Source organism: Kitasatospora sp. NPDC058162 (genome assembly GCF_042884005.1).
GTDB lineage: Bacteria > Actinomycetota > Actinomycetes > Streptomycetales > Streptomycetaceae > Kitasatospora.
The window spans coordinates 72964-90476 of the sequence record NZ_JBHVUS010000021.1 but is presented as its reverse complement, the minus strand read 5'-3'; the positions used below and the strand labels follow the sequence as shown (position 1 = coordinate 90476).

19 protein-coding genes are annotated in these 17513 nt (G+C 73.5%); 7 read left to right on the top strand and 12 right to left on the bottom strand.

Features of this window, described 5'->3' with window-relative positions; all coding sequences use genetic code 11:
* The first annotated feature begins 13 nt into the window (after nucleotides 1–13).
* The gene (locus ACFVXG_RS30135; RefSeq protein WP_387931824.1) at nucleotides 14–976 is read left to right on the top strand and encodes a helix-turn-helix domain-containing protein; all 963 of its coding nucleotides are present in this window, start codon (nucleotides 14–16) and stop codon (nucleotides 974–976) included.
* 47 nt (nucleotides 977–1023) lie between these two features.
* On the opposite strand, the gene ACFVXG_RS30130 is transcribed toward ACFVXG_RS30135, so the two are convergent.
* From ACFVXG_RS30130 to ACFVXG_RS30120, 3 genes are all read right to left on the bottom strand, one after another.
* On the bottom strand, nucleotides 1024–1947 hold the full coding sequence (locus tag ACFVXG_RS30130) for a VOC family protein (protein ID WP_387931823.1): 924 nt from the start codon (nucleotides 1945–1947) through the stop codon (nucleotides 1024–1026).
* A gap of 312 nt (nucleotides 1948–2259) precedes the next feature.
* Nucleotides 2260–3096: an alpha/beta fold hydrolase gene (locus ACFVXG_RS30125; protein ID WP_387931821.1), complete on the bottom strand. Its 837-nt coding sequence runs from the start codon at nucleotides 3094–3096 to the stop codon at nucleotides 2260–2262.
* Nucleotides 3097–3316: 220 nt separating this feature from the next.
* Nucleotides 3317–3889, bottom strand: a complete 573-nt coding sequence (locus ACFVXG_RS30120) for a hypothetical protein (RefSeq protein WP_387931819.1) — start codon at nucleotides 3887–3889, stop codon at nucleotides 3317–3319.
* A gap of 54 nt (nucleotides 3890–3943) precedes the next feature.
* Between ACFVXG_RS30120 and ACFVXG_RS30115 the strand changes: the two genes are divergently transcribed.
* Entirely contained in the window at nucleotides 3944–4336 is a 393-nt protein-coding gene (locus tag ACFVXG_RS30115) for a hypothetical protein (protein ID WP_387931817.1), read from the top strand.
* A gap of 17 nt (nucleotides 4337–4353) precedes the next feature.
* Here ACFVXG_RS30115 and ACFVXG_RS30110 read toward each other — a convergent pair whose 3' ends face one another.
* Entirely contained in the window at nucleotides 4354–5601 is a 1248-nt protein-coding gene (locus ACFVXG_RS30110) for a serine hydrolase domain-containing protein (RefSeq protein ID WP_387931815.1), read from the bottom strand.
* A gap of 195 nt (nucleotides 5602–5796) precedes the next feature.
* Here ACFVXG_RS30110 and ACFVXG_RS30105 point away from each other — a divergent pair, with 195 nt between their 5' ends.
* The 3 genes from ACFVXG_RS30105 (at nucleotide 5797) to ACFVXG_RS30095 (ending at nucleotide 8296) form a co-directional block, all read left to right on the top strand.
* The gene (locus ACFVXG_RS30105) at nucleotides 5797–7083 is read left to right on the top strand and encodes a sensor histidine kinase (protein WP_387931813.1); all 1287 of its coding nucleotides are present in this window, start codon (nucleotides 5797–5799) and stop codon (nucleotides 7081–7083) included.
* On the top strand, nucleotides 7068–7712 hold the full coding sequence (locus ACFVXG_RS30100) for a LuxR C-terminal-related transcriptional regulator (protein ID WP_387931811.1): 645 nt from the start codon (nucleotides 7068–7070) through the stop codon (nucleotides 7710–7712). The genes ACFVXG_RS30105 and ACFVXG_RS30100 overlap by 16 nt, the downstream gene beginning before the upstream one ends.
* Nucleotides 7713–7846: 134 nt before the next feature.
* Nucleotides 7847–8296, top strand: a complete 450-nt coding sequence (locus ACFVXG_RS30095; protein ID WP_387931809.1) for an aminoglycoside adenylyltransferase domain-containing protein — start codon at nucleotides 7847–7849, stop codon at nucleotides 8294–8296.
* Between the two features lie 69 nt (nucleotides 8297–8365).
* On the opposite strand, the gene ACFVXG_RS30090 is transcribed toward ACFVXG_RS30095, so the two are convergent.
* The 6 genes from ACFVXG_RS30090 to ACFVXG_RS30065 form a co-directional block, all read right to left on the bottom strand.
* On the bottom strand, nucleotides 8366–9028 hold the full coding sequence (locus ACFVXG_RS30090) for a TetR/AcrR family transcriptional regulator (RefSeq protein ID WP_387931807.1): 663 nt from the start codon (nucleotides 9026–9028) through the stop codon (nucleotides 8366–8368).
* 69 nt (nucleotides 9029–9097) lie between these two features.
* Nucleotides 9098–9865, bottom strand: coding sequence for a DUF2306 domain-containing protein (locus tag ACFVXG_RS30085; protein ID WP_387931805.1), 768 nt, complete (start codon nucleotides 9863–9865; stop codon nucleotides 9098–9100).
* Nucleotides 9866–10106: 241 nt separating this feature from the next.
* Nucleotides 10107–10550, bottom strand: coding sequence for a heme-binding protein (locus ACFVXG_RS30080; protein WP_387931804.1), 444 nt, complete (start codon nucleotides 10548–10550; stop codon nucleotides 10107–10109).
* 51 nt (nucleotides 10551–10601) lie between these two features.
* Nucleotides 10602–10922, bottom strand: coding sequence for an NIPSNAP family protein (locus ACFVXG_RS30075; protein WP_387931802.1), 321 nt, complete (start codon nucleotides 10920–10922; stop codon nucleotides 10602–10604).
* A 30-nt stretch (nucleotides 10923–10952) separates the two neighbouring features.
* Nucleotides 10953–11921, bottom strand: coding sequence for an NADP-dependent oxidoreductase (locus ACFVXG_RS30070; RefSeq protein WP_387931800.1), 969 nt, complete (start codon nucleotides 11919–11921; stop codon nucleotides 10953–10955).
* Nucleotides 11922–12092: 171 nt separating this feature from the next.
* Nucleotides 12093–12788 carry a helix-turn-helix domain-containing protein gene (locus ACFVXG_RS30065; RefSeq protein ID WP_387931798.1) on the bottom strand — a complete coding sequence of 232 codons (696 nt, stop codon included), beginning with the start codon at nucleotides 12786–12788 and terminating at the stop codon, nucleotides 12093–12095.
* Between the two features lie 35 nt (nucleotides 12789–12823).
* Between ACFVXG_RS30065 and ACFVXG_RS30060 the strand changes: the two genes are divergently transcribed.
* Entirely contained in the window at nucleotides 12824–14341 is a 1518-nt protein-coding gene (locus tag ACFVXG_RS30060) for a GMC family oxidoreductase (RefSeq protein ID WP_387931796.1), read from the top strand.
* A 94-nt stretch (nucleotides 14342–14435) separates the two neighbouring features.
* On the opposite strand, the gene ACFVXG_RS30055 is transcribed toward ACFVXG_RS30060, so the two are convergent.
* Complete coding sequence (locus ACFVXG_RS30055) at nucleotides 14436–15314, bottom strand: SDR family NAD(P)-dependent oxidoreductase (RefSeq protein WP_387931794.1); 879 nt, start codon at nucleotides 15312–15314, stop codon at nucleotides 14436–14438.
* 119 nt (nucleotides 15315–15433) lie between these two features.
* Between ACFVXG_RS30055 and ACFVXG_RS30050 the strand changes: the two genes are divergently transcribed.
* Complete coding sequence (locus ACFVXG_RS30050) at nucleotides 15434–16009, top strand: TetR/AcrR family transcriptional regulator (protein ID WP_387931792.1); 576 nt, start codon at nucleotides 15434–15436, stop codon at nucleotides 16007–16009.
* Nucleotides 16010–16078: 69 nt separating this feature from the next.
* Here ACFVXG_RS30050 and ACFVXG_RS30045 read toward each other — a convergent pair whose 3' ends face one another.
* Nucleotides 16079–17485: a hypothetical protein gene (locus ACFVXG_RS30045; RefSeq protein WP_387931790.1), complete on the bottom strand. Its 1407-nt coding sequence runs from the start codon at nucleotides 17483–17485 to the stop codon at nucleotides 16079–16081.
* Nucleotides 17486–17513 lie beyond the last annotated feature (28 nt).

The following is a 17513-nucleotide window of genomic DNA, read 5'->3' as shown; positions in this document are numbered from 1 at the left end:
GATGGACGTGCGGGTGACGACCGCGTGGGTCGGGGACGAGGAGAGGACGGAGTCCTGGAGCCGGGAGCTGTCGCGGACGCTGGTCCCGGTGGAGGTGGTGCCGCTCACCGGGCGGCCGCTCGACGGACGGTCGGTGTCGCACCGGCTGGGGTGCGTGCGGATCTCCACGGTGGAGGCGGACGCCGCCCGGGTCTCGCGCACCGCCGCGCTGATCGCCCGGGCACCGGGCGGCGAGGCGCAGGTCGGCGTCGCGGTGCAGGTGTCCGGCCGGGCCGTGCTGGAGCAGGACGGGCGCCGGGCCGAAGTGCCGCCCGGCGGGCTGGTGCTGTACGACACCGCGCGCCCGTACTCCGTCGACTACCCGGAGCGGTTCCGCACCCACCTGTTCCACCTGCCCAGCCGGCTGCTGGCCGTACCCGAAGGCGACCTGCGGCACGCGGTGGGGACGGCGGTCGGCCCGGGGGAGGAGTGCGGGGCGCTGCTGCTGCCCTTCCTCGGGGAGCTCGCCGCGTCCGCGGACGACTATTCCGAGCCGGTCGGGGACCGGCTGGCCGGCGTCGTCGCCGACCTGGTGAGCGCCCTCGTCGCCCAGCTGGCCGGGGACCGCCCGCCGCCCGGGACCGGCGGCCCGAACGAGCACCTGCTCCGGCGGGTCCGCGAGTACGTCGAACGCCATCTCGGCGAGCCCGAGTTGACCCCTGAGCGGATCGCGGACGCCCACCACATCTCGGTGCGCTACCTGCACCGGCTCTTCGAGGGGGAGGAGGTGACGGTGAGCCGGCACATCCAGTTGCGGCGGCTGGAGGAGTGCGCCCGCGAGCTCTCCCGCCGCGGCCGCACCGCCCCCACCGTGTCGGCCGTGGCCCAGCGCTGGGGCTTCGTGAGCGCCAGCCACTTCAGCCGTGCCTTCCGGGCCGCCTACGGGGTCTCGCCGCGCGAGTGGCAGGCCGGTTCCGGCCCGGGCTCCGCCCCGTAGGCGGAGCCCGGGCCGCGGTACCGGCCCACCCCCGCCGGGGAGGTCGGTCAGCGGGCGGTGTGGAGCTCCGCGATGTAGCCGCCCGGGAAGCGGACCATCGCGCTGTCCCGGCCGCCCGCCGTGACCGGCCCCCACAGCACCGACGCGCCGGCCGCCTTCGCCCGATCCAGGGTGGCGCCGAGGTCGGGCACGCCGTAGCCGGTGAGCTCGCGGCCGAAGGGGTGCGGCAGGTGGCCGTCCGTCACGGTGACCGTGGTGGTGCCGAAGCCGGAGGTGAGGCGCAGCAGCCGGTAGGTGGTGCCGGGCAGGCCGATCGCGGCGCCGTCGGCCCGGCGGTCGTCGGAGGTGATCCGGCCGCCGGTGAAGGCCAGGTAGCTGTGCAGGAAGGAGCCGACCGCGTCCGGGGACAGGTAGAGCCGGTTCTCCGGCACGCTCGCCAGGTCCGGGTAGGACGGCGGGGTGGTGTGCACGTAGAGCTGGGCGCTGATCCCGCCGGGGAACTGGACGACGGCGTCCCGGCCGATCGGGTCGGCGAACGGGGCCACCGTCACCGACGCGCCCTGCGAGCGGGCGGCCGCGACGGCCCGGTCCAGGTCGGTGACCAGCCAGCCGGTGCGCTCGGTGCCGAACGGGTACGGGACGGGCGTGGTGAAGTCGAACACCGACAGCGTGCCGACGGGGGAGAGCACCAGCTCGGAGAGCGTCCGGCTGGGGGTGGGCGTCACCTGGGTGGCGGTGGGCCCGATCGTCCGGCCGCCGAAGGTGGCGACCCAACTGGCCACGAAGGCCTGCTCGGTGCCCGGTTCGACGTAGACGTGGGTGGAGTCGTACTGCGGGCCGACGGCGAACTGCCGGTGCGTGCCCGCTGGCCGGGCCGCGTCGCCGTAGGCCACCGAGGCGGTGGGGACGGCGGTCAGCGCGGCGATCGCCGCGGCCAGCGGGACCAGCTTGCGGGCGAAGCCCTTCATCATGGGGGGCCTTTCTGGTTCTCGGTGCACTGCGGGAGGTCCTGCGCACGGGGGTCCGGACCGCCGCCCGGTGCGGGCGGCGGGTGGCAGCGGCCGGGCGGGCCGGAGGCGGATCCGGTTCGCCCGGGAACATGACGGAACGTTAGATCCGTTGCCGGGGCGGGAGTTGGCGCACAGCGCACGGCCTCCGGTCCGCCAGCGCACCGGTGCACCGGGGCCGGTTCCGGACGGTCCGCGGAACGGCCTGAGCCCCGGCCTCCTCCCGTCCGGCAGGACGTGGAGGAGCCGGGGCTCAGGGCCGGGAGCGGCCCGCGGTCACTTCGCGAGGAAGGCCAGCAGCGCCTCGTTGACCTCCTCGGCGTGGGTCCACAGCAGGCCGTGCGGCGCGCCCTCGATCTCCACGTATTCGGCGGAGGGCAGCGCGCGGTGGAACGGCCGGCCGGTGTTGTCGATCGGCAGGATGCGGTCGGCGGTGCCGTGCACGATCAGGGCCGGCACGTCGATCCGCGGGATGTCCGCGCGGAAGTCGGTGTACCAGGTGGACGGCGCGGCGGCCGAGGCGTGGGAGCCGCTGCCGGCCGCGGTGTTCCAGCTGTTGCGGACGGCCTCCTCGCTGATCCTGGTCCCGAGGTTCTCGTCGAGGTTGTAGAAGTCGCGGAAGAACTCGGTGAAGTAGGCGTAGCGGTCGGCCTTCACGGCCGCGATGATGCCGTCGAAGAACTCCTGCGGGGCGGCCCCGTCCGGGTTGTCGGCGGTCTTGAGCAGGCAGGGCTCCAGCGAGCCCAGGAACGCGACCTTGGCGATGCGCGCGGAACCGTACGCGGACACGTACCGGGCGACCTCGCCGGTGCCCATCGAGAAGCCGACCAGGACGGCGTCGTGGAGGTCGAGGGTCTCCAGCACGGTCTTGAGGTCGGCGGCGAAGGTGTCGTAGTCGTAGCCGGTGACGGGCTGGGAGGACAGGCCGAAGCCGCGGCGGTCATAGGTGATCACCCGGTGGCCGGCGGCGAGCAGCGCGGCGCTCTGGCGTTCCCACGAGTGCCCGTCGAGCGGGAACCCGTGGATGAGGACGACCGGCTGCCCGGAGCCGTGGTCCTCGTAGTAGAGCTCGATGGGGGCGGTGTTCTCCTGGCCGACGGTGATGAACGGCATGGGTCGTGCTCACTTTCTCTCGCGCGTAGCGGGCAGCGCGTCCGGCTGCGGTGGTCCACACGCTAGGACCGGCCGCACCCGGACGGTTGCCCCTGCGCGCACCGCGTGTCGTCCGAGAACGCCGTCGGCGGGTACCCGGACCCGGCGGGACGTTCCTCGGCTGACCGCCTGCGCCCACGTCGTCGCGAAGCGCGGGTGCTCTCGGGATCGCGCGTCGGCGTCAGGAACGGAGGGGGCGCAGGCCGGTGCGGATTTCGCCGACCAGGATCCCGGGCTGTTCGAAGGCCGCGAAGTGTCCGCCCCGGTCGGCCTCGCCGTAGTGGATCAGATTGCTGTAGGTGTCTTCGATCCAGCTTCGCGGCAGGCGTGGGACGTCCTTCGGGAAGACGGTGACCGCGACCGGAAGGGTCAGCTTCGGGCCGGAGAAGGTGAGCGCCCTGTTCTCCCAGTAGATGCGCGCGGACGACGCCGCGCTGTTGGTGAACCAGTGGAGGGATATCGCGTCGAGCATGTCGTCCCTGCTGAGGGCGTCCTCGGCGAGGCCGTGGTTGTCGGTCTTGGACTGGAACTTCTCGTAGATCCAGGCCGCCTGGCCGGCGGGAGAGTCCGCCAGGGCGAATCCGACGGTCTCCGGCCTCGTGCCCTGGAGGTGGTTCGACCCGCCGAGCTCGCCGGTGTAGCGGGAGAGGGTCTCCACGGCGTGGCGCTGTTCGGGCGACAAGGTGTCGGGTATCCGTGCGGGAAACGCGAGCTGGGTGTTCAGGTGGATTCCGACCAGCCCCTCGGGCTCCATCGCCCCTCGCGCCTCGACCTGGTCCGGACGCTCACGGAGCGAGCCGTCACCGAGATGACAGCCATACTCGGCGCAGTCAACGCCTCCGGCGCGGAAGCGGACGCGGCGTGGGTGGAGTTCGTCGCCCGCGTCTGGCCGGTGGCGCACCGGTACCGCGTGTTGCTGGCGCTGCGCCGTGGCGAGTACGGCGAGGCGATCCACAGCCTGCTCGGGCCGGTCGACGAGCTCCTCGCCGGCATCGTGGAGCGGGGCCAGGCGGGCGAGGTGTTCGCCCGGCACCTGCCGGCGGGCCTGCTGAGCCAGGTCGCCTACGGCGTCGTGTTCGCCATCGCGGACGGCGACCTGTCGAACGGGACCCTCGGCGCCCGAGCGGCGACGATCACGAGCCTGCTGATGCTGGGAGTTCCGGAGGCGCGCGCCATCGCTCTCGTGGATGACCGGCCCTGATCCGGGGCCGGCCCGGCTCAGCGGGCCGACGGCGAGGGGGCGGCGGGAAGGGGCCGGTCGAACATGGCGCAGACGGCGGCGTCGACCAACGCCCGGTGGGCGGCGGCCGCCTGCGGCCGGGCCAGGTCGAAGACGGTGGCGGTGAGCACGGCCACGGTGCGCGTGCCGCTGCCGTCGGTGTAGGTCTCGCTGGAGTAGCCGGCCGCCTGGCCGTCGTGGCCCCAGACCGTGCCGCAGGGGAGGACGACCTTGCGCAGGCCCAGGCCGTAGCCGTCTCCGTTCGGGGTGTCCGGGTCCTCGGGGACGGTGGTGCGCATCTCGGCGAGCTGGGCGGCGGGGAGCAGCTTGCCCGAGAGCAGGGCGCTGTCGAAGCGGGCCCAGTCCTCGGCGGTGGAGACGATGCCGCCGGCGGCCCACAGGGTGCTCTGGTTGACGACGGTGGTGTCCACATCGGCGGGGCCGCGGTGCGGGCCGGCGAACGAAGTCCCGGGCGGGGTGCCCTGGGGCAGCAGCGGGGCGAGGTGGGCGGCGTCGGGTTCGTAGCCGTGCGCGAGGTGCGGGTCGGCCGTGCCGGTGGTGGGCAGGTGGGTGTCGTGCAGGTGCAGGGGGCCGGCGATGCGCTGCTGGATCAGGTCCCCGAGGCTCTGGCCGGTGGCCTTCTGGAGGATCAGGCCGAGGGCGATGTAGTTGGTGTTGCTGTACGAGAAGCGGGCACCGGGGGCGAACAGCGCGGGTTGGGCGGTGCCGGCGGCGAGGAGTTCGTCCGGGGTCCACCGGTGGGCGTCCTGGCCGGTGAAGGCGGCCAGGACAGCGGGGGTGTAGAGGTAGTTGGCCAGGCCGCTGGTGTGGTCGAGCAGCATCCTCACGGTGATCGCCGACCCGTTGGGGACGAGGCCGGGCAGCCACCGCTCGACCGGGTCGGTGAGGGCGAGGCGGTGTTCGGCGACCAGCTGCAGGACGAGCGTGGCGACCATGGTCTTGGTGTTGGAGCCCATCCGGAACCCGTCACCCGCCGTGAGGCGGTGGTCGGCCATCGACCAGGGGGCCTGATCGGCGATCGTGAGCGGGTGGTGGCCGTCGTCGACCCGGACGATGACGCCCGGCACGCCGGCGTCGACGGCCTGCCGGGCGAGCTCGGCCAGCGGACTACGCGGGTGGGCGGGAGCTGCGGTCGCCGCGCAGGCGCTGAGCGTGACGCCGAGCGCGGCGGTGAGCGCCAACGCCAGGATGCGGTGACGGCGCGGCGTGGTCGGGTGGACAGTCATGGCGGTGTGCTCCTCGTTCGGCGGGAGTTCTTCGGGTACGGCAACGAGCCTGCTGGCAGCAGGTGCGGAGCACACGGGTGCTGGGGAGCCGTCCGGAGGTGGAGTAAACCCCACCGGGGCCGGGGGGAAACCCCAGTGTGCGAGGGCGGGTTGATCGGCCAGGCTGGAGGCGGGCGAGAGAAGGAGGTGGCCGTGATGGCCGGATCGGGCGAGGGGTGCACGGTCACCCACCCGGGCGCGGCGGGCCGCTTCGCACTACTGGGCCACGCCCTGCTGTTGCCGCTCGTCTCGACGGTCGGCGCCGTCCTGGGCTGCCTGTGGATCGCGGCGGTGGCGCTCGTCCCGTTCGGGCTCGGGCTGCCGATGACCCTGCTGTGCGCGGTCGCGGTGCGCCGGTTCGCCGACCGGCACCGGCAGTGGGCCGCCCGGCGACTCGGGACGCCGATCGCCCGTCCCTACCTGCCGACCCCGCCCGGGAACCGGCTGACCGAGCTCCAGGCGCTGCTGCGCGACCTGGCGAGCTGGCGCGACTGCGCCTGGCTGCTCGCCAACTCCGTGGCCTGCTGGCTCACTTCGGGGTTGTCGCTGATCCTCTTCCTCGCCGGACTGTTCTACAGCGGCTACCCGCTGCTGGTGGCGGTGACCCCGCCGGAGGTGTTCCGTGAGCCGTTCGGGTTCTTCGCCGTGCACGGCCTCGGCCAGACGCTCCTGGTCGCCCTGGCGGGGCCGGCCTTCCTCGCGGCCTGGTACCTCTCCTGCGAGCCGCTGGTGCGGCTTCACGCCCACCTGGCGCGCGCCCTGCTGGCCCCGACCGGTAAAGCCGAACTGCTCGCACGAGTAGGCGAGTTGACCGAGTCGCGGGCCGACGTCGTGGACGCCGGAGCGAGTGAGCTGCGCCGGATCGAACGGGACCTGCACGACGGCGCCCAGGCCCGCCTGGTCTCCCTCGGGATGAGCCTCGGCCTGGCCGACCGCTTCGCGGACGACCCCGATACGATCCGCAGACTGCTCGCCGAGGCCCGCGCCTCGACCGCCGACGCGCTGACGGAACTGCGCGACCTGGTCCGCGGCATCCACCCGCCGGTGCTGGCCGACCGCGGCCTGGACGGCGCGGTCCAGGCCCTGGCACTGGCCAACCCGGTACCCACCGAGGTCGCGATCCGGCTGCCGGGACGGCTGCCCGCCCCCGTCGAGTCGGCGGCCTACTTCGCCATCGCCGAAACCCTGACCAACGCGATCAAGCACGCCGGGGCCGGCCGGATCCGGATCGCCGTCGCATTCGCCCACCCACCCGGCCGGACCACCGGCGAGCTGACGATCACGGTGACCGACGACGGCCGCGGAGGCGCCGGAATCGACGACGGCGGCGGACTCCACGGCGTCGCCCGCCGCCTCGCGGCCTTCGACGGCACCCTCACCCTCGACAGCCCCGACGGAGGCCCGACCGAAGTGAGGATGTCACTGCCATGCGCGTCGTCATAGCCGAAGACCTCGCCCTCCTCCGGGACGGCCTGGTGCGCATCTTCCAGGCCTACGGCTGCGAAGTCCTGGACGCCGTCCGCGACGCCCCCTCGCTGCGCCGCGCCCTGACCGTGCACCGCCCGGACATCGCCGTGGTCGACGTCCGGCTGCCGCCCACCTTCACCGACGAGGGCCTGCGTACCGCGATCGAGGCCCGCGAGCGCGTCCCCGGCCTCCCCGTCCTGGTGCTGTCCCAGTACGTCGAGCAGCTCTACGCCCGCGAACTGCTCTCCGACCGGGCCGGGGCGGTCGGCTACCTGCTGAAGGACCGGGTGATGGAGGTCGACCAGTTCATCGGCGCGGTCCGCCAGGTCGCCGCCGGCGGCACGGTGATGGACCCGGACGTGGTGACCGCACTGCTCGACCACCGCTCCACCGACCCACCGCTCCGGGCCCTGACCCCGCGCGAGCGCGAGGTGCTCGCCCTGATGTCCGAGGGGCGCACCAACGCGGCCATCGCGAGCCGACTGCTCATCTCGGAGAAGGCCGTCAGCAAGCACAGCAACAACATCTTCACCAAACTCGGCCTGGAGCAGTCCGAGCACGACAACCGCAGAGTGCTCGCCGTGCTCGCCTACCTCCAGGCCTGACGGGCAGCCGGACTCTGCTCGGCCTTACCGATTGCTTACGCCCCTGGTGGGCGCTTGACCTGTCGGCACCCGCTGGATTGACTCGACGTCACCGACATCGGTGCGGGCGGGGGGCGGGGGGATCATGGACTGCCGTGCCGTGCTCGAAGTGGTCGTCGGCGCGGCTCGGTCGGCTGCCGGGCCGCTGGATCCTCAGGAACCATGGAATCACCCTGGCCGGCCCCCCGGTCACGGACCTCGTCGACGTAGTGCCGCCCCAGGCCCTGCGCGAAACGATGCGCGAGATGCTGCCGGGCCTCATGGAAGACCTGCGGACCTGGGCCCGCTTCGACATTGCCTGGAGTCAGCGCTACGCGGTGACCACCTACTGCCGGGCACTGTTCACCCTGCACACCGGCGAGGTGACCTCCAAGCGCGGCGCACTGGAATGGGCGCGCGAAACCCTTGACCCGCGCTGGCGCCCCCTGCTCACGCAGGTGATCCAGGACCGGGAGCTGGGCTGGGACCCGACCGACCCGCCACGACCGGGCAGCCTCGAAGCGATGTACGCCTTCGGCGTCTACGCGGAGTCTTTCGCCGGCTGAACGGAGCCGGGCCGGGCCGGAGGGTGTGCCCGGTGCGGCCGGCGCCGAGCGATTCGGCGGGCGCGTCCGTCAGTCCTGCCGGGTCAGCCCCTGCAGCAGGTAGTGCAGTCCGGCGTCGATGGCCGTTTCGCGCTCCGCGGGGGAGCGGTGCGGCTGCAGGTCGAGCAGAATCGTGGCCAGGCCGTGCACGGTGGCCCAACTGGCCATGACCGCAGCGGCGGTCTCCTCGGCGGGCAGGCGCCCGGCCGCGGTGAGGCGTTGCAGTGCGGCCAGCAGCAGGGCGTCGGGCTTCGGGCGGTGGTCGGCGCCGGGGTCCGGCCGGTCCTCCCCGTGGCCCGGGGTGCCGACTCCGGCGGGGTTGCCGTCCATCGCCATCCGGAACAGGCCTGGTTCGGCGAGCGCGAAGTGCACGTACGCGCGCCCGACGTCGCGCAGGTGCTGGGCGGCGGCCGCTTGCCGGTCGGCGGGCTCGGTCACCCCGGCGAGTTCGGCGGTCATCGCGGCGGCCATGTCGCGCAGTGTGTGCTGGGAGACGGCGGCCTTCAGCTCGGCCAGCGTGCCGAAGTGAGTGTACACCGCGTTGGGCGACACCCCGACGATCCGGGTGACCTCCCGCAGCACGACGGCCTCGGGCCCGCCCTGGCGGGCCAGTTCGGTCCCGGCCGCGACGAGTGCGGCCCGCAGCTCACCGTGGTGGTAGGTGGAACGGGTGCGCGGTGCTCTGGTGGCCATGCCGTCGATCCTGGCACGGATGATCCGGCCGCGGCCAGCGCCCCGGGGTCTGCGCTCCCGGCTGCCGGGTCAGCCTGGTGTGTCGGCGGCCGGGGCGGCCTGGTGGCGGGCGGGGGAGGGGGCCATCCGCAGGCCGGGCAGGCCGCGGCGGCGGATCATGAGTTCGGCCACGACGATGTTCGGCAGCCAGCACAGGAAGGGGACGACGGAGTAGGCGTTGCTGAACATCCGTGCGCCGTCGGCATGGCTGCCGGCCAGGGCCTGGACGCCGATCAGCAGGCCGAGCCAGAGCCGCAGCGTCGGTGCGGCGAAGGTCAGGGCGAAGTTGCGGATCATCCAGGCGCGGTGGCTCGGCAGGTCCCGGTCGCGGATCGCCCGGTAGCCGCGGTAGCCGGTCCAGGCCCACAGCGCGGCCAGGCTGCCGAAGCCGAAGAACCCGGACATCCCGGCGGCGCTGAAGAACGACATCACGAAGCCTGCGGCGGCCGCGAGGCCGACGGTGGTCAGGTAGAGGCGGCCGACCCAGCGGTGCAGGCCGGGGCCGCGGCGGCGGATCGCCCGGACGAACTGGAACGGACCCACCGTCAGGGACAGCCCGGCCGCCACGATGTGGGTGTAGAAGGCGAGTTGGACCGGCAGCGGGCGGTGCGCGTAGTTGTCCGCGAGCCCGACGCGCTGCGCGCCGAGCGTCTCCAGGCTCCCGGTGGCGTACTGGCCGACGAAGTAGCCGGCGATCGCCAGCGAGAGCAGCGTCATCACCGTCCAGTTCAGCCGGGGGCTGCCGCGCCGCGGCCGGTTCCCGGTCGGGGCGGGGGTGGGTATCGGTGTGCTGGTCACGTCGCGAACCTCTCTGCGGGCAGGCGGAGTTGCGCGTGGGAGCGGGGGAGTGCCGCCGGGCGGCGGAGTGGCGCCGACGGGGGCGCGAAGGCCCCCGCTCCCTAATCTGGACACTGTCCAGATTAGGGAGCGGGGAACTCGGGTGTCAATGTGTGAGGGGTGCGCTCGCGCTGTTGTCCGGCGAGCCGTCAGTTGGTGCCCGCGGGACGGCCCGGCTGGGGCGCCGGACGGGCGGCGGCCGTCAGGCGGGCAGTTCGAACCCGAGGGCGCTCAGCGCCTCCTCGGCGGCCTGCTGGTCCTGCTGGTAGCTGCCGCCGGAGACCCCCAGGCCCCCGACGCACCGGCCGTCGTCGGTGATCGGGTAGCCGCCGCCGACCGCCGTCAGGCGCGGGTGGCCGGCCAGCGGTGCGACCTGCGGGTCGGCCAGGTAGCCGTTCCACACGTGGGTCGGGGTGTGGAACGAGGCCGCGGTCCAGGCCTTGTCGAGGGCGACCTCGGCGGTGAGGAACGGCGCGCCGTCGGCGCGGTCGAAGGCCAGCAGGTGGCCGCCCTGGTCGGTGACGGCGACGGCCGCCGTGAAGCCGATCCGGGCGGCGGCCGCGTGCACGGCCGTGATGAGCGCGCCGGCGGCCGCCTGCGTGATCGAGCCGGTCGGGGCTGACTTCTGCGGCAGGTCGGTGGTCATGAACAGTCTCCAGGAGGTGCCCGGCCGGTCGGCCGGTGGGGTGCGGCCCGGCTAGCGCAGCGGCGAGGCCGGGGTGGGGGTGACGCGGGTGACGACGGACTTCTCGGCGATCAGCAGGCCGTGGACCACCGGGCCGATCTCCTTCGTCCAGCGCTCGCTGCCGTAGACCGCCGCGAGGGCGGCCTCGGCGTGGGCCTCGTCCTCGAAGCGCCGGATCCAGACGTAGCCGTCCTCGTCCTCGTCGTCGGTGAAGGAGGCGGTCACGTCCATGCCCAGGGAGGCCTGGAACGGGATGACCACGTCCTCCATGTAGCGCACCCACTCGTCCCGGCGCCCGGGCCGGGCCTGGTAGCGGCGGATCTCGTAGTACACGGTTTCACTCCAACTGTGTTGCGGGGAGGGTCAGTCGGTGAGGGTCAGGACGAGCTTGCCGCGGGTGCGCCCGGCCTCGCCGCGGGTGTGGGCCTCGGCGACGCGCTCCAGCGGGTAGGTCGCCTCGACCTCGACGGTCACCTCGCCGGCGTCGATCAGTCCGGCGATCGTCGTCAGCGCGGCGCCGTCCGGCTCGACCAGGAACGGGCTGACGCGCACGCCCGCGGCCTCGGCCGCGGCGGCCAGCTCCGGGGAGACGCCGGCCGGGACGGTGACCAGCAGGCCGTCGGGGCGCAGGACCTTCAGCGAGCGGGTGCTGCTGTCGTCGTGGGCGTCGCCCACCAGCTCGATGACGACGTCGACGTCGGCGACGACCTCCTCGAAGCGGGTGGTCGTGTAGTCGACGGTCTCGTCCGCGCCGAGCTCCTTGAGCCAGGGGTGGCGGGCGGCGCTGGCGGTGGCGATCACGTGGGCGCCCAGGTGACGGGCGAACTGGACGGCGAAGTGGCCGACCCCGCCAGCCGCGGCGGTGACCAGGACCCGCTGCCCGGCCGTGACGTGGGCGGTGTCGACGACGGCCTGCCAGGCGGTCAGCGCGGCCAGCGGCACGGCGGCGGCGTGCACGTGGTCGATCGTGGCCGGCTTGCGGGCGAACTGGCGGGCCGGGGCGGTGACGTACTCGGAGTAGCCGTTGGCGACGCGCGGGAACCACGGCATGCCGTAGACCTCGTCGCCCGCCTTCAGGGTGGTCACGCCGAAGCCGACCTCCTCCACCACGCCGGACACGTCCCAGCCGAGGGTGAACGGCGGCTCGCCGAGCAGACCGGCCATGCCGGAGCCGGCCCGGGTCTTCCAGTCCACCGGGTTGATGCCGGCGGCGTGCACCCGCACCAGCACCTCGGTGGGCAGCGGCACCGGGCGCGGCGCCCGCTCGACCCGCAGTACCTCCGGGCCACCGAAAGCGTCCTGGACCACCGTGCGCATCATGTCTGCGGACATGCTTCATCTCCTGAAAGAGGACTCTGCGGAGGGCCGTCGGCGGCCCTCCCTCGACGTCGACGAAGCTATCCGGATGGGGGTGGTTACCTTCAAGGTCCAGTACTTCCCATTGGGAAGTGACCTGGTGAGGAGGGGTGCGACCGATGCGCCCCGGCGGGCCCCGGGAGGCCGTCAGCCGTCTCGTCGAAGCGGCGTGCTCGTTCCGGTGCCGCCGTCCTCGTCCGGGGCGAACGCACCGGGGTCGGCAGCGCGGTCCGGCGTCCCCGCTGCTCGGACGAACTCGGTCGGTGTTCGGCCGTACTGCCGCTTGAAGGCGCGGATGAAGTGGCTGCTGTCGGCGAATTGCCAGCGGGCGGCGAGTTCGGAGACAGCGGGACGACCCTGCGGTGCGGCGAGTTCACGTCGGGCGGCTTCGAGTCGGCGACGCCGGATGTACCCGGCGACGGTCTCGTCGGTCGCCGCGAAGGCGCGGTGCAACGTCCGGACGGAGACGCTGAGTTCGCGCGCGAGCAGGGTGGGGGAGAGTTCCGGATCCGCGAGGCGGGCGTCCGCCAGGTTCTGGGCCGCGCGGGCCAGGGCGGGCGCCAACTGGGGCTCGGCGGCATCGGCCTGCTGCCGCAGTACTCCGCCGGCCAGTTCGATCAGGGCATGGTGGGCGGACCGCACACCGGCGGCCGTGAGGTCGGCGAGGTTCTGGCGGACCACGTCCGTGTGCGCCAGGAGCAGGCGCATCTCGGCGGAGTCGGCGGAGGCGGCGATCAGCCGGTCGCCGATCAGCGGGCCGAGCTCGTCGGCCGGAAGGATCAGCACCTTCGCCGCTGCGCTCCGCGCCGCCTCGAACGTCACCGGACCGGCGCGTTGGGCCATGAAGCCTCCTGCCGGTACGGCGATCTGATGTCATCGTGTGCGGCGCGGGTTCGGCGGGATCCACGGTCGCGGGGCTGCTCGCGGCCGACGAGGATCTGCGGGTGCTGCTGCTGGAGGCGGGCCCCGACGACGCCGACGAGCGCGTCTCGGACCCCGACCGATGGTTCGAGAACCTCGGCAGCGAGCGCGACTGGGGCTATCTGACCGCACCGGGCGCCCGGATCGACGACCGGCGCCTGTTCTACTCGATGGGCAAGGGCCTCGGCGGCGGGTCGAGCATCAACGTGGGGGTGTGGTCGCGCGGGCACCGCAGCGACTGGGACGCGTTCGCCGCAGGCTGCGGGGACCCGCGCTGGGACTACCGGTCGGTGCTCGCGGCCTACCGGGACCTGGAGACCTGGCACGGTGAGCCCGACCCCGAGCGGCGGGGCACGGGCGGCCCGATGCACATCCGGCCGGCGCAGCCGTTGCACCCGTTCTTCGCGGCGATGCTGGCCGGCGCGCAATCGGCCGGGCTCGACCGATTCGCCAGCCCGAACGGGGAGTTGGCCGAGTACGGCGCCGGGTGTGCGGTCCGGGACGAGATCGTCGAGGACCGCACCCGGCGTTCGCCCTACCGCGCGCTGGTCGCCCCTCGGATCGGGCAGCGCAACCTGACCGTGCTCACGGGGACGACGGTCACCGAGGTGCTGTTCGACGGCACCCGCGCGGTCGGCGTCGAGGCGGTGCGCGAGGGCCGCCCCGTGCGCTTCCGGGCCGCGCGCGAGGTGGTGCTCAGCCTCGGGGCGGTGCAGACCCCGAAGATCCTGCTGCAGTCGGGCATCGGACCGGCGCGTCATCTGGAGCAGGTCGGCATCGCCGTCCGCGAGGACCTCCCCGGCGTCGGGGCCGACCTGGACGACCACCTGCTGGTCGGCTGCGTGTGGGAGGCCGATGCGGCGGCGGAACTGCCGCCGCCACCGCGTGCCCAGGCGGTCTGCTTCTGGGGCAGTGACGACGGCCGCGCCGACGCCCCGAAGTTCGTCATGTACTCCGGCGCGAGCGCCTTCATGAGCCCCGAGGCCCAGGCGCGGTACGGCAGGCCGGAGGCCGCCTTCACCTTCCTCCTCGGCATGCGCCTGCGGTCGCGCGGATCGGTGCGCCTCGCTGACGCGGACCCGGCGAGCGCGCCGCTGATCGAGACCGGTTACTTCGACGAACCCGGCGACCTGCGCGACGCCGTCGAGGCCTACCGGTTCGCCGAGGAGATCGCCCACACGGAGGCGATGAGCCCCTACCGCGGCTCCCGGGCCATCCCCGGGAAGGGCACGGACGCGGAGCTCGCCGCCTACCTCCGCACCGCGGCCACCACGTTCTGGCACCAGTGCGGGACGGCCAGGGTCGGCACCGACGCCGACGCGGGTGCCGTCGTTGACTCCGAGCTGCGGGTCCGCGGGGTCGAAGCCCTGCGCATCGCCGACGCCTCCGTGCTGCCGCGCGTGACGTCGGGCAACACCATGGCGCCGTGCGTGGTGATCGGACACCGTGCTGCCGAACTGATCCGGGGCGATTGACGGGTGCCGACACCGCCCGCCGCCTCCGGTGGCCGGGGAAACCGGCCCTCACCCGGACGGTCACCCGGGCCCGGCTGGGCTCCGCCGGGGACGGTCACCCGGCCGTGAGCGGTGCGAGGCGACGGCTGAGGCGGTGGACGGCCTCGGCGGTGCGGGGGTCGGTGGCGGCGCGGAAGGGTGTGACCGGCTGTGCCCGGGGGCCGATGACGAGGCCGGTCCGGCCGGTCAGCGAGACGTCGGTCGCCGCGAAGATCGAGGGCCTGGCCGCCACGGAGGCCGGGCCCGAGGTCGAGCGTTCGAACTTCCGCCGGACGAGCGGCCAGAGCAGGCGCAGGCCGGGGGAGACGATCCTGGGGTCGCGCAGGGTGCCGTTGGTCATGTCGGTCGCGGCGCCGCCGGGGTCCGCGGCGAAGACCGATACGCCCGTGCCGTCGAGTCGGCCCGCCAGGTCGAGCGTGTAGGCGAGGTTGGCGAGTTTGGCGCGGCCGTACCAGTGGAAGCCGTAGTACCCGCCGGGCGGCTCGACGGCGTCGAAGGTCCGCTTGGCGACCCCGATCGCGCCCGAGGTCACGTTCACGATCCGGCTCGGCGCGCCGGACCGCAGCGAGGGCAGCAGCAGTTCGGTCAGCAGGTACGGCGAGAGGTGGTTGACGGCGAAGCTCGCCTCGATCCCGTCGACCGAGTCCTGCCGGTCCGCGAACATCGCGCCGACGTTGTTGACCAGGACGGTCAAGGGGCCCTCGGCGGTGATCCGCTCCGCGAGCGTGCGGACCGCGTCGAGCGAGGCGAGGTCGGCGGCCACGAACCGGGCGGGATGCGCCGGTGCCGTGGCGTTGATCCGTTCGACCGCCCGGGCGCCGCGCTCGGCGTTGCGGCCGACCACGGTGACCGCCAGGCCGGCCGCGGCCAGTCCCAGGGCCGTCTCCCCGCCGATGCCGGCGGTTCCGGCAGTGACCAGTGCCGTCCTCCGCATGGCACACCCCTTCCAGCTGTACGAATATCCGGATGACTTATCCGGTTGCTTCACCGTAGCAGATGTGGATGGGCTATCCGCTTATCGATTCGGATGGGCTATCCAGTTAGACTGCTCCGATGACGACCCCACCTCTGCGCAAGGACGCCGCCCGCAACTGGGAGCAGATCGTCGCCGTGGCCCGCGAGCTGGTGGACGCGGGTGTGCCGCTGCAGCTCAACGACGTCGCCCGCCGCGTCGGCATGGGCGTCGGCACCGTCTACCGGCACTTCCCGACCACCGAGGCACTCCTGGAGACCGTCGCCACCCGCAGCCTGGAGCTGCTCGTCGCCCACGGCGAGCAGGCGCTGGCCGACGACGATCCCTGGCGCGCCCTGGCCGGCTTCCTGGCCCGCACCATCGAGGCGCAGGTCACCGACGCCTCGCTGTCCGCGGTCACCGCGGCGCCCACGGACGCCTTGCCGCACACCACCGAACTGAAGCAGACCCTGTGGTCGCTCGGTGGGCGGCTGCTCGACCGGGCGCGTGCCGCGGGAGTCGTGCGGGCCGACCTGACCTCTGCCGACCTGGTCCCGCTGATGTGCGGCATCGCCTACGCCGCGGCCGTCCACGGCGGCGCAGACGATGCCGTTGCCCGCACCGACACCGCCCAGCGCTACCTGACCGCCCTCCTGGAGGGTCTGCACACCGGCTGACCCGGGACGACCCACGGTGGCCGGTGACGGTGTGCGGCTGACCGGGTGCCGGCGACGCGGTGACAGCTGTCACCCAATGGTCCCCAGCGTCAACACCGCGGCGCTGTACGGGGCGAGTGGAACGGCGCAGTCTCCCTGGCGGCATTTCACGTGGTCGGCGGCGCCGGGCCGGATGGTGCCGTCGGCGGCCACCGGCGCGCCTTGGACCCGGACGCCGTCGGTTGCGGACAGGGACGGTCCGGTCAGGTGGAGCACGGCCGCGGTGGTGGCCTCGGTGCCGCGGACGGCGATGCTGGTCGCTCGCGGTGTCAGGTTCTCGACCAGGACCCGGACGGTGCCGTCGGCGCCGAGCAGGGCGTGTGCGGCGATGTTGTCGCCGGTCTTCACGGCGGTCGGCAGCAGGCGGCCGGTGCCGAGGAGGTGGGCGAAGTAGAGCCCGTAGTAGACGGGCATCGCCCGGTACTGGTGCGGTCCCGCCGCGCAGAACGGGGTGTATCCGGCGCAGTGGTCGCCGAGTTGGCCGTGCAGGTTCACGCCCTGGGCGCCGTGTTCCGCGGCGACCAGGGCGTAGTCGGCGGCCCACAGCGCGGACGCGTAGCTGTCGGAGACTCCGGGAATCCCGCTGCACGAAGCGGAGTTCGTCTCGCTGAGCCGGAACGGGACGCCGGCCTTGGCGGCGGAGCGGGCGGCGTCGGCGACGGTGGTCGCCTCCCGCTGGGCGACGCCCCTGGACAGGAGTTCGGCGGCGGTGGCGTTCGGCTCGCTGCAGTGGGACAAGGGGTAGAAGTGGCGGGTCAGCAGGCCGATCCTGCCCTTCTCGGCCGTGGCGTAGTCGGTCAGCCACGCGCCGCCGGCGGTGTCCGGGCCGGCCTGCTTCGCCGTCGGGGCGCCGGACCGCACGGCGGCGAGACACCGGTCGGCCTCGGCCAGGTAGCTCTGCACCGAGTACGTCGGCGGCCGCAGCTTGCGGAAGTAGTAGTCCGGCTCGTTCCCGCACGCGATGGCGGCCAGCCGGTCGCCGAGGGCGGTGGACACCGCCCGGGCGTCCTGGGTGACCGTCGGGGCGTCGAAGTGCCCGAGGTCCTCGCTGTAGAGGACCTTCCAGTCGGTGGCCCTCGTCAGCCGTTCCAGGCCGGCCAGCCCGGCCGGAGTGGCGGCGCGGTAGCCCTCGTCCACGGTGTTGCCGCCGAACCTGAGCACGCCCTGGCCGAGGTTCGTCAGCAGCTGGGGCAGGTTGCCGACGGTGTCGAAGTCACCGCTGTTGACCCCGTAGGTGTTGCTCTCGAACGAGAAGCCGTAGTAGCCGGCGGCGATGCCGCCGAGCGCCGGCCCTTTGGTGTCGATGGTGACGGTGGCCGGCGCCGCGGCCGTTCCGAGTGCCGTGGCGGGTGCCGCTCCGACGGCCATGGCCAGGGCCAGTCCGGCGGTGACGGCGACTGCTCGTGTGATGCCGATTCGCGTGATGTCGATGCGCATGGGCGACAGCTCCGACCTGTGAGGGTTC

What these genes read in the sequence shown, in the direction of transcription:
- ACFVXG_RS30120 (WP_387931819.1), bottom strand. Translation starts at nt 3,889, where the DNA reads ATGGAGCCCGAGGGGCTGGTCGGAATCCACCTGAACACCCAGCTCGCG.
- ACFVXG_RS30045 (WP_387931790.1), bottom strand. Translation starts at nt 17,485, where the DNA reads ATGCGCATCGACATCACGCGAATCGGCATCACACGAGCAGTCGCCGTC.
- ACFVXG_RS30100 (WP_387931811.1), top strand. Translation starts at nt 7,068, where the DNA reads ATGCGCGTCGTCATAGCCGAAGACCTCGCCCTCCTCCGGGACGGCCTG.
- ACFVXG_RS30125 (WP_387931821.1), bottom strand. Translation starts at nt 3,096, where the DNA reads ATGCCGTTCATCACCGTCGGCCAGGAGAACACCGCCCCCATCGAGCTC.
- ACFVXG_RS30090 (WP_387931807.1), bottom strand. Translation starts at nt 9,028, where the DNA reads ATGGCCACCAGAGCACCGCGCACCCGTTCCACCTACCACCACGGTGAG.
- ACFVXG_RS30080 (WP_387931804.1), bottom strand. Translation starts at nt 10,550, where the DNA reads ATGACCACCGACCTGCCGCAGAAGTCAGCCCCGACCGGCTCGATCACG.
- ACFVXG_RS30050 (WP_387931792.1), top strand. Translation starts at nt 15,434, where the DNA reads ATGACGACCCCACCTCTGCGCAAGGACGCCGCCCGCAACTGGGAGCAG.
- ACFVXG_RS30070 (WP_387931800.1), bottom strand. Translation starts at nt 11,921, where the DNA reads ATGTCCGCAGACATGATGCGCACGGTGGTCCAGGACGCTTTCGGTGGC.
- ACFVXG_RS30110 (WP_387931815.1), bottom strand. Translation starts at nt 5,601, where the DNA reads ATGACTGTCCACCCGACCACGCCGCGCCGTCACCGCATCCTGGCGTTG.
- ACFVXG_RS30105 (WP_387931813.1), top strand. Translation starts at nt 5,797, where the DNA reads ATGGCCGGATCGGGCGAGGGGTGCACGGTCACCCACCCGGGCGCGGCG.
- ACFVXG_RS30130 (WP_387931823.1), bottom strand. Translation starts at nt 1,947, where the DNA reads ATGATGAAGGGCTTCGCCCGCAAGCTGGTCCCGCTGGCCGCGGCGATC.
- ACFVXG_RS30055 (WP_387931794.1), bottom strand. Translation starts at nt 15,314, where the DNA reads ATGCGGAGGACGGCACTGGTCACTGCCGGAACCGCCGGCATCGGCGGG.
- ACFVXG_RS30065 (WP_387931798.1), bottom strand. Translation starts at nt 12,788, where the DNA reads ATGGCCCAACGCGCCGGTCCGGTGACGTTCGAGGCGGCGCGGAGCGCA.
- ACFVXG_RS30115 (WP_387931817.1), top strand. Translation starts at nt 3,944, where the DNA reads ATGACAGCCATACTCGGCGCAGTCAACGCCTCCGGCGCGGAAGCGGAC.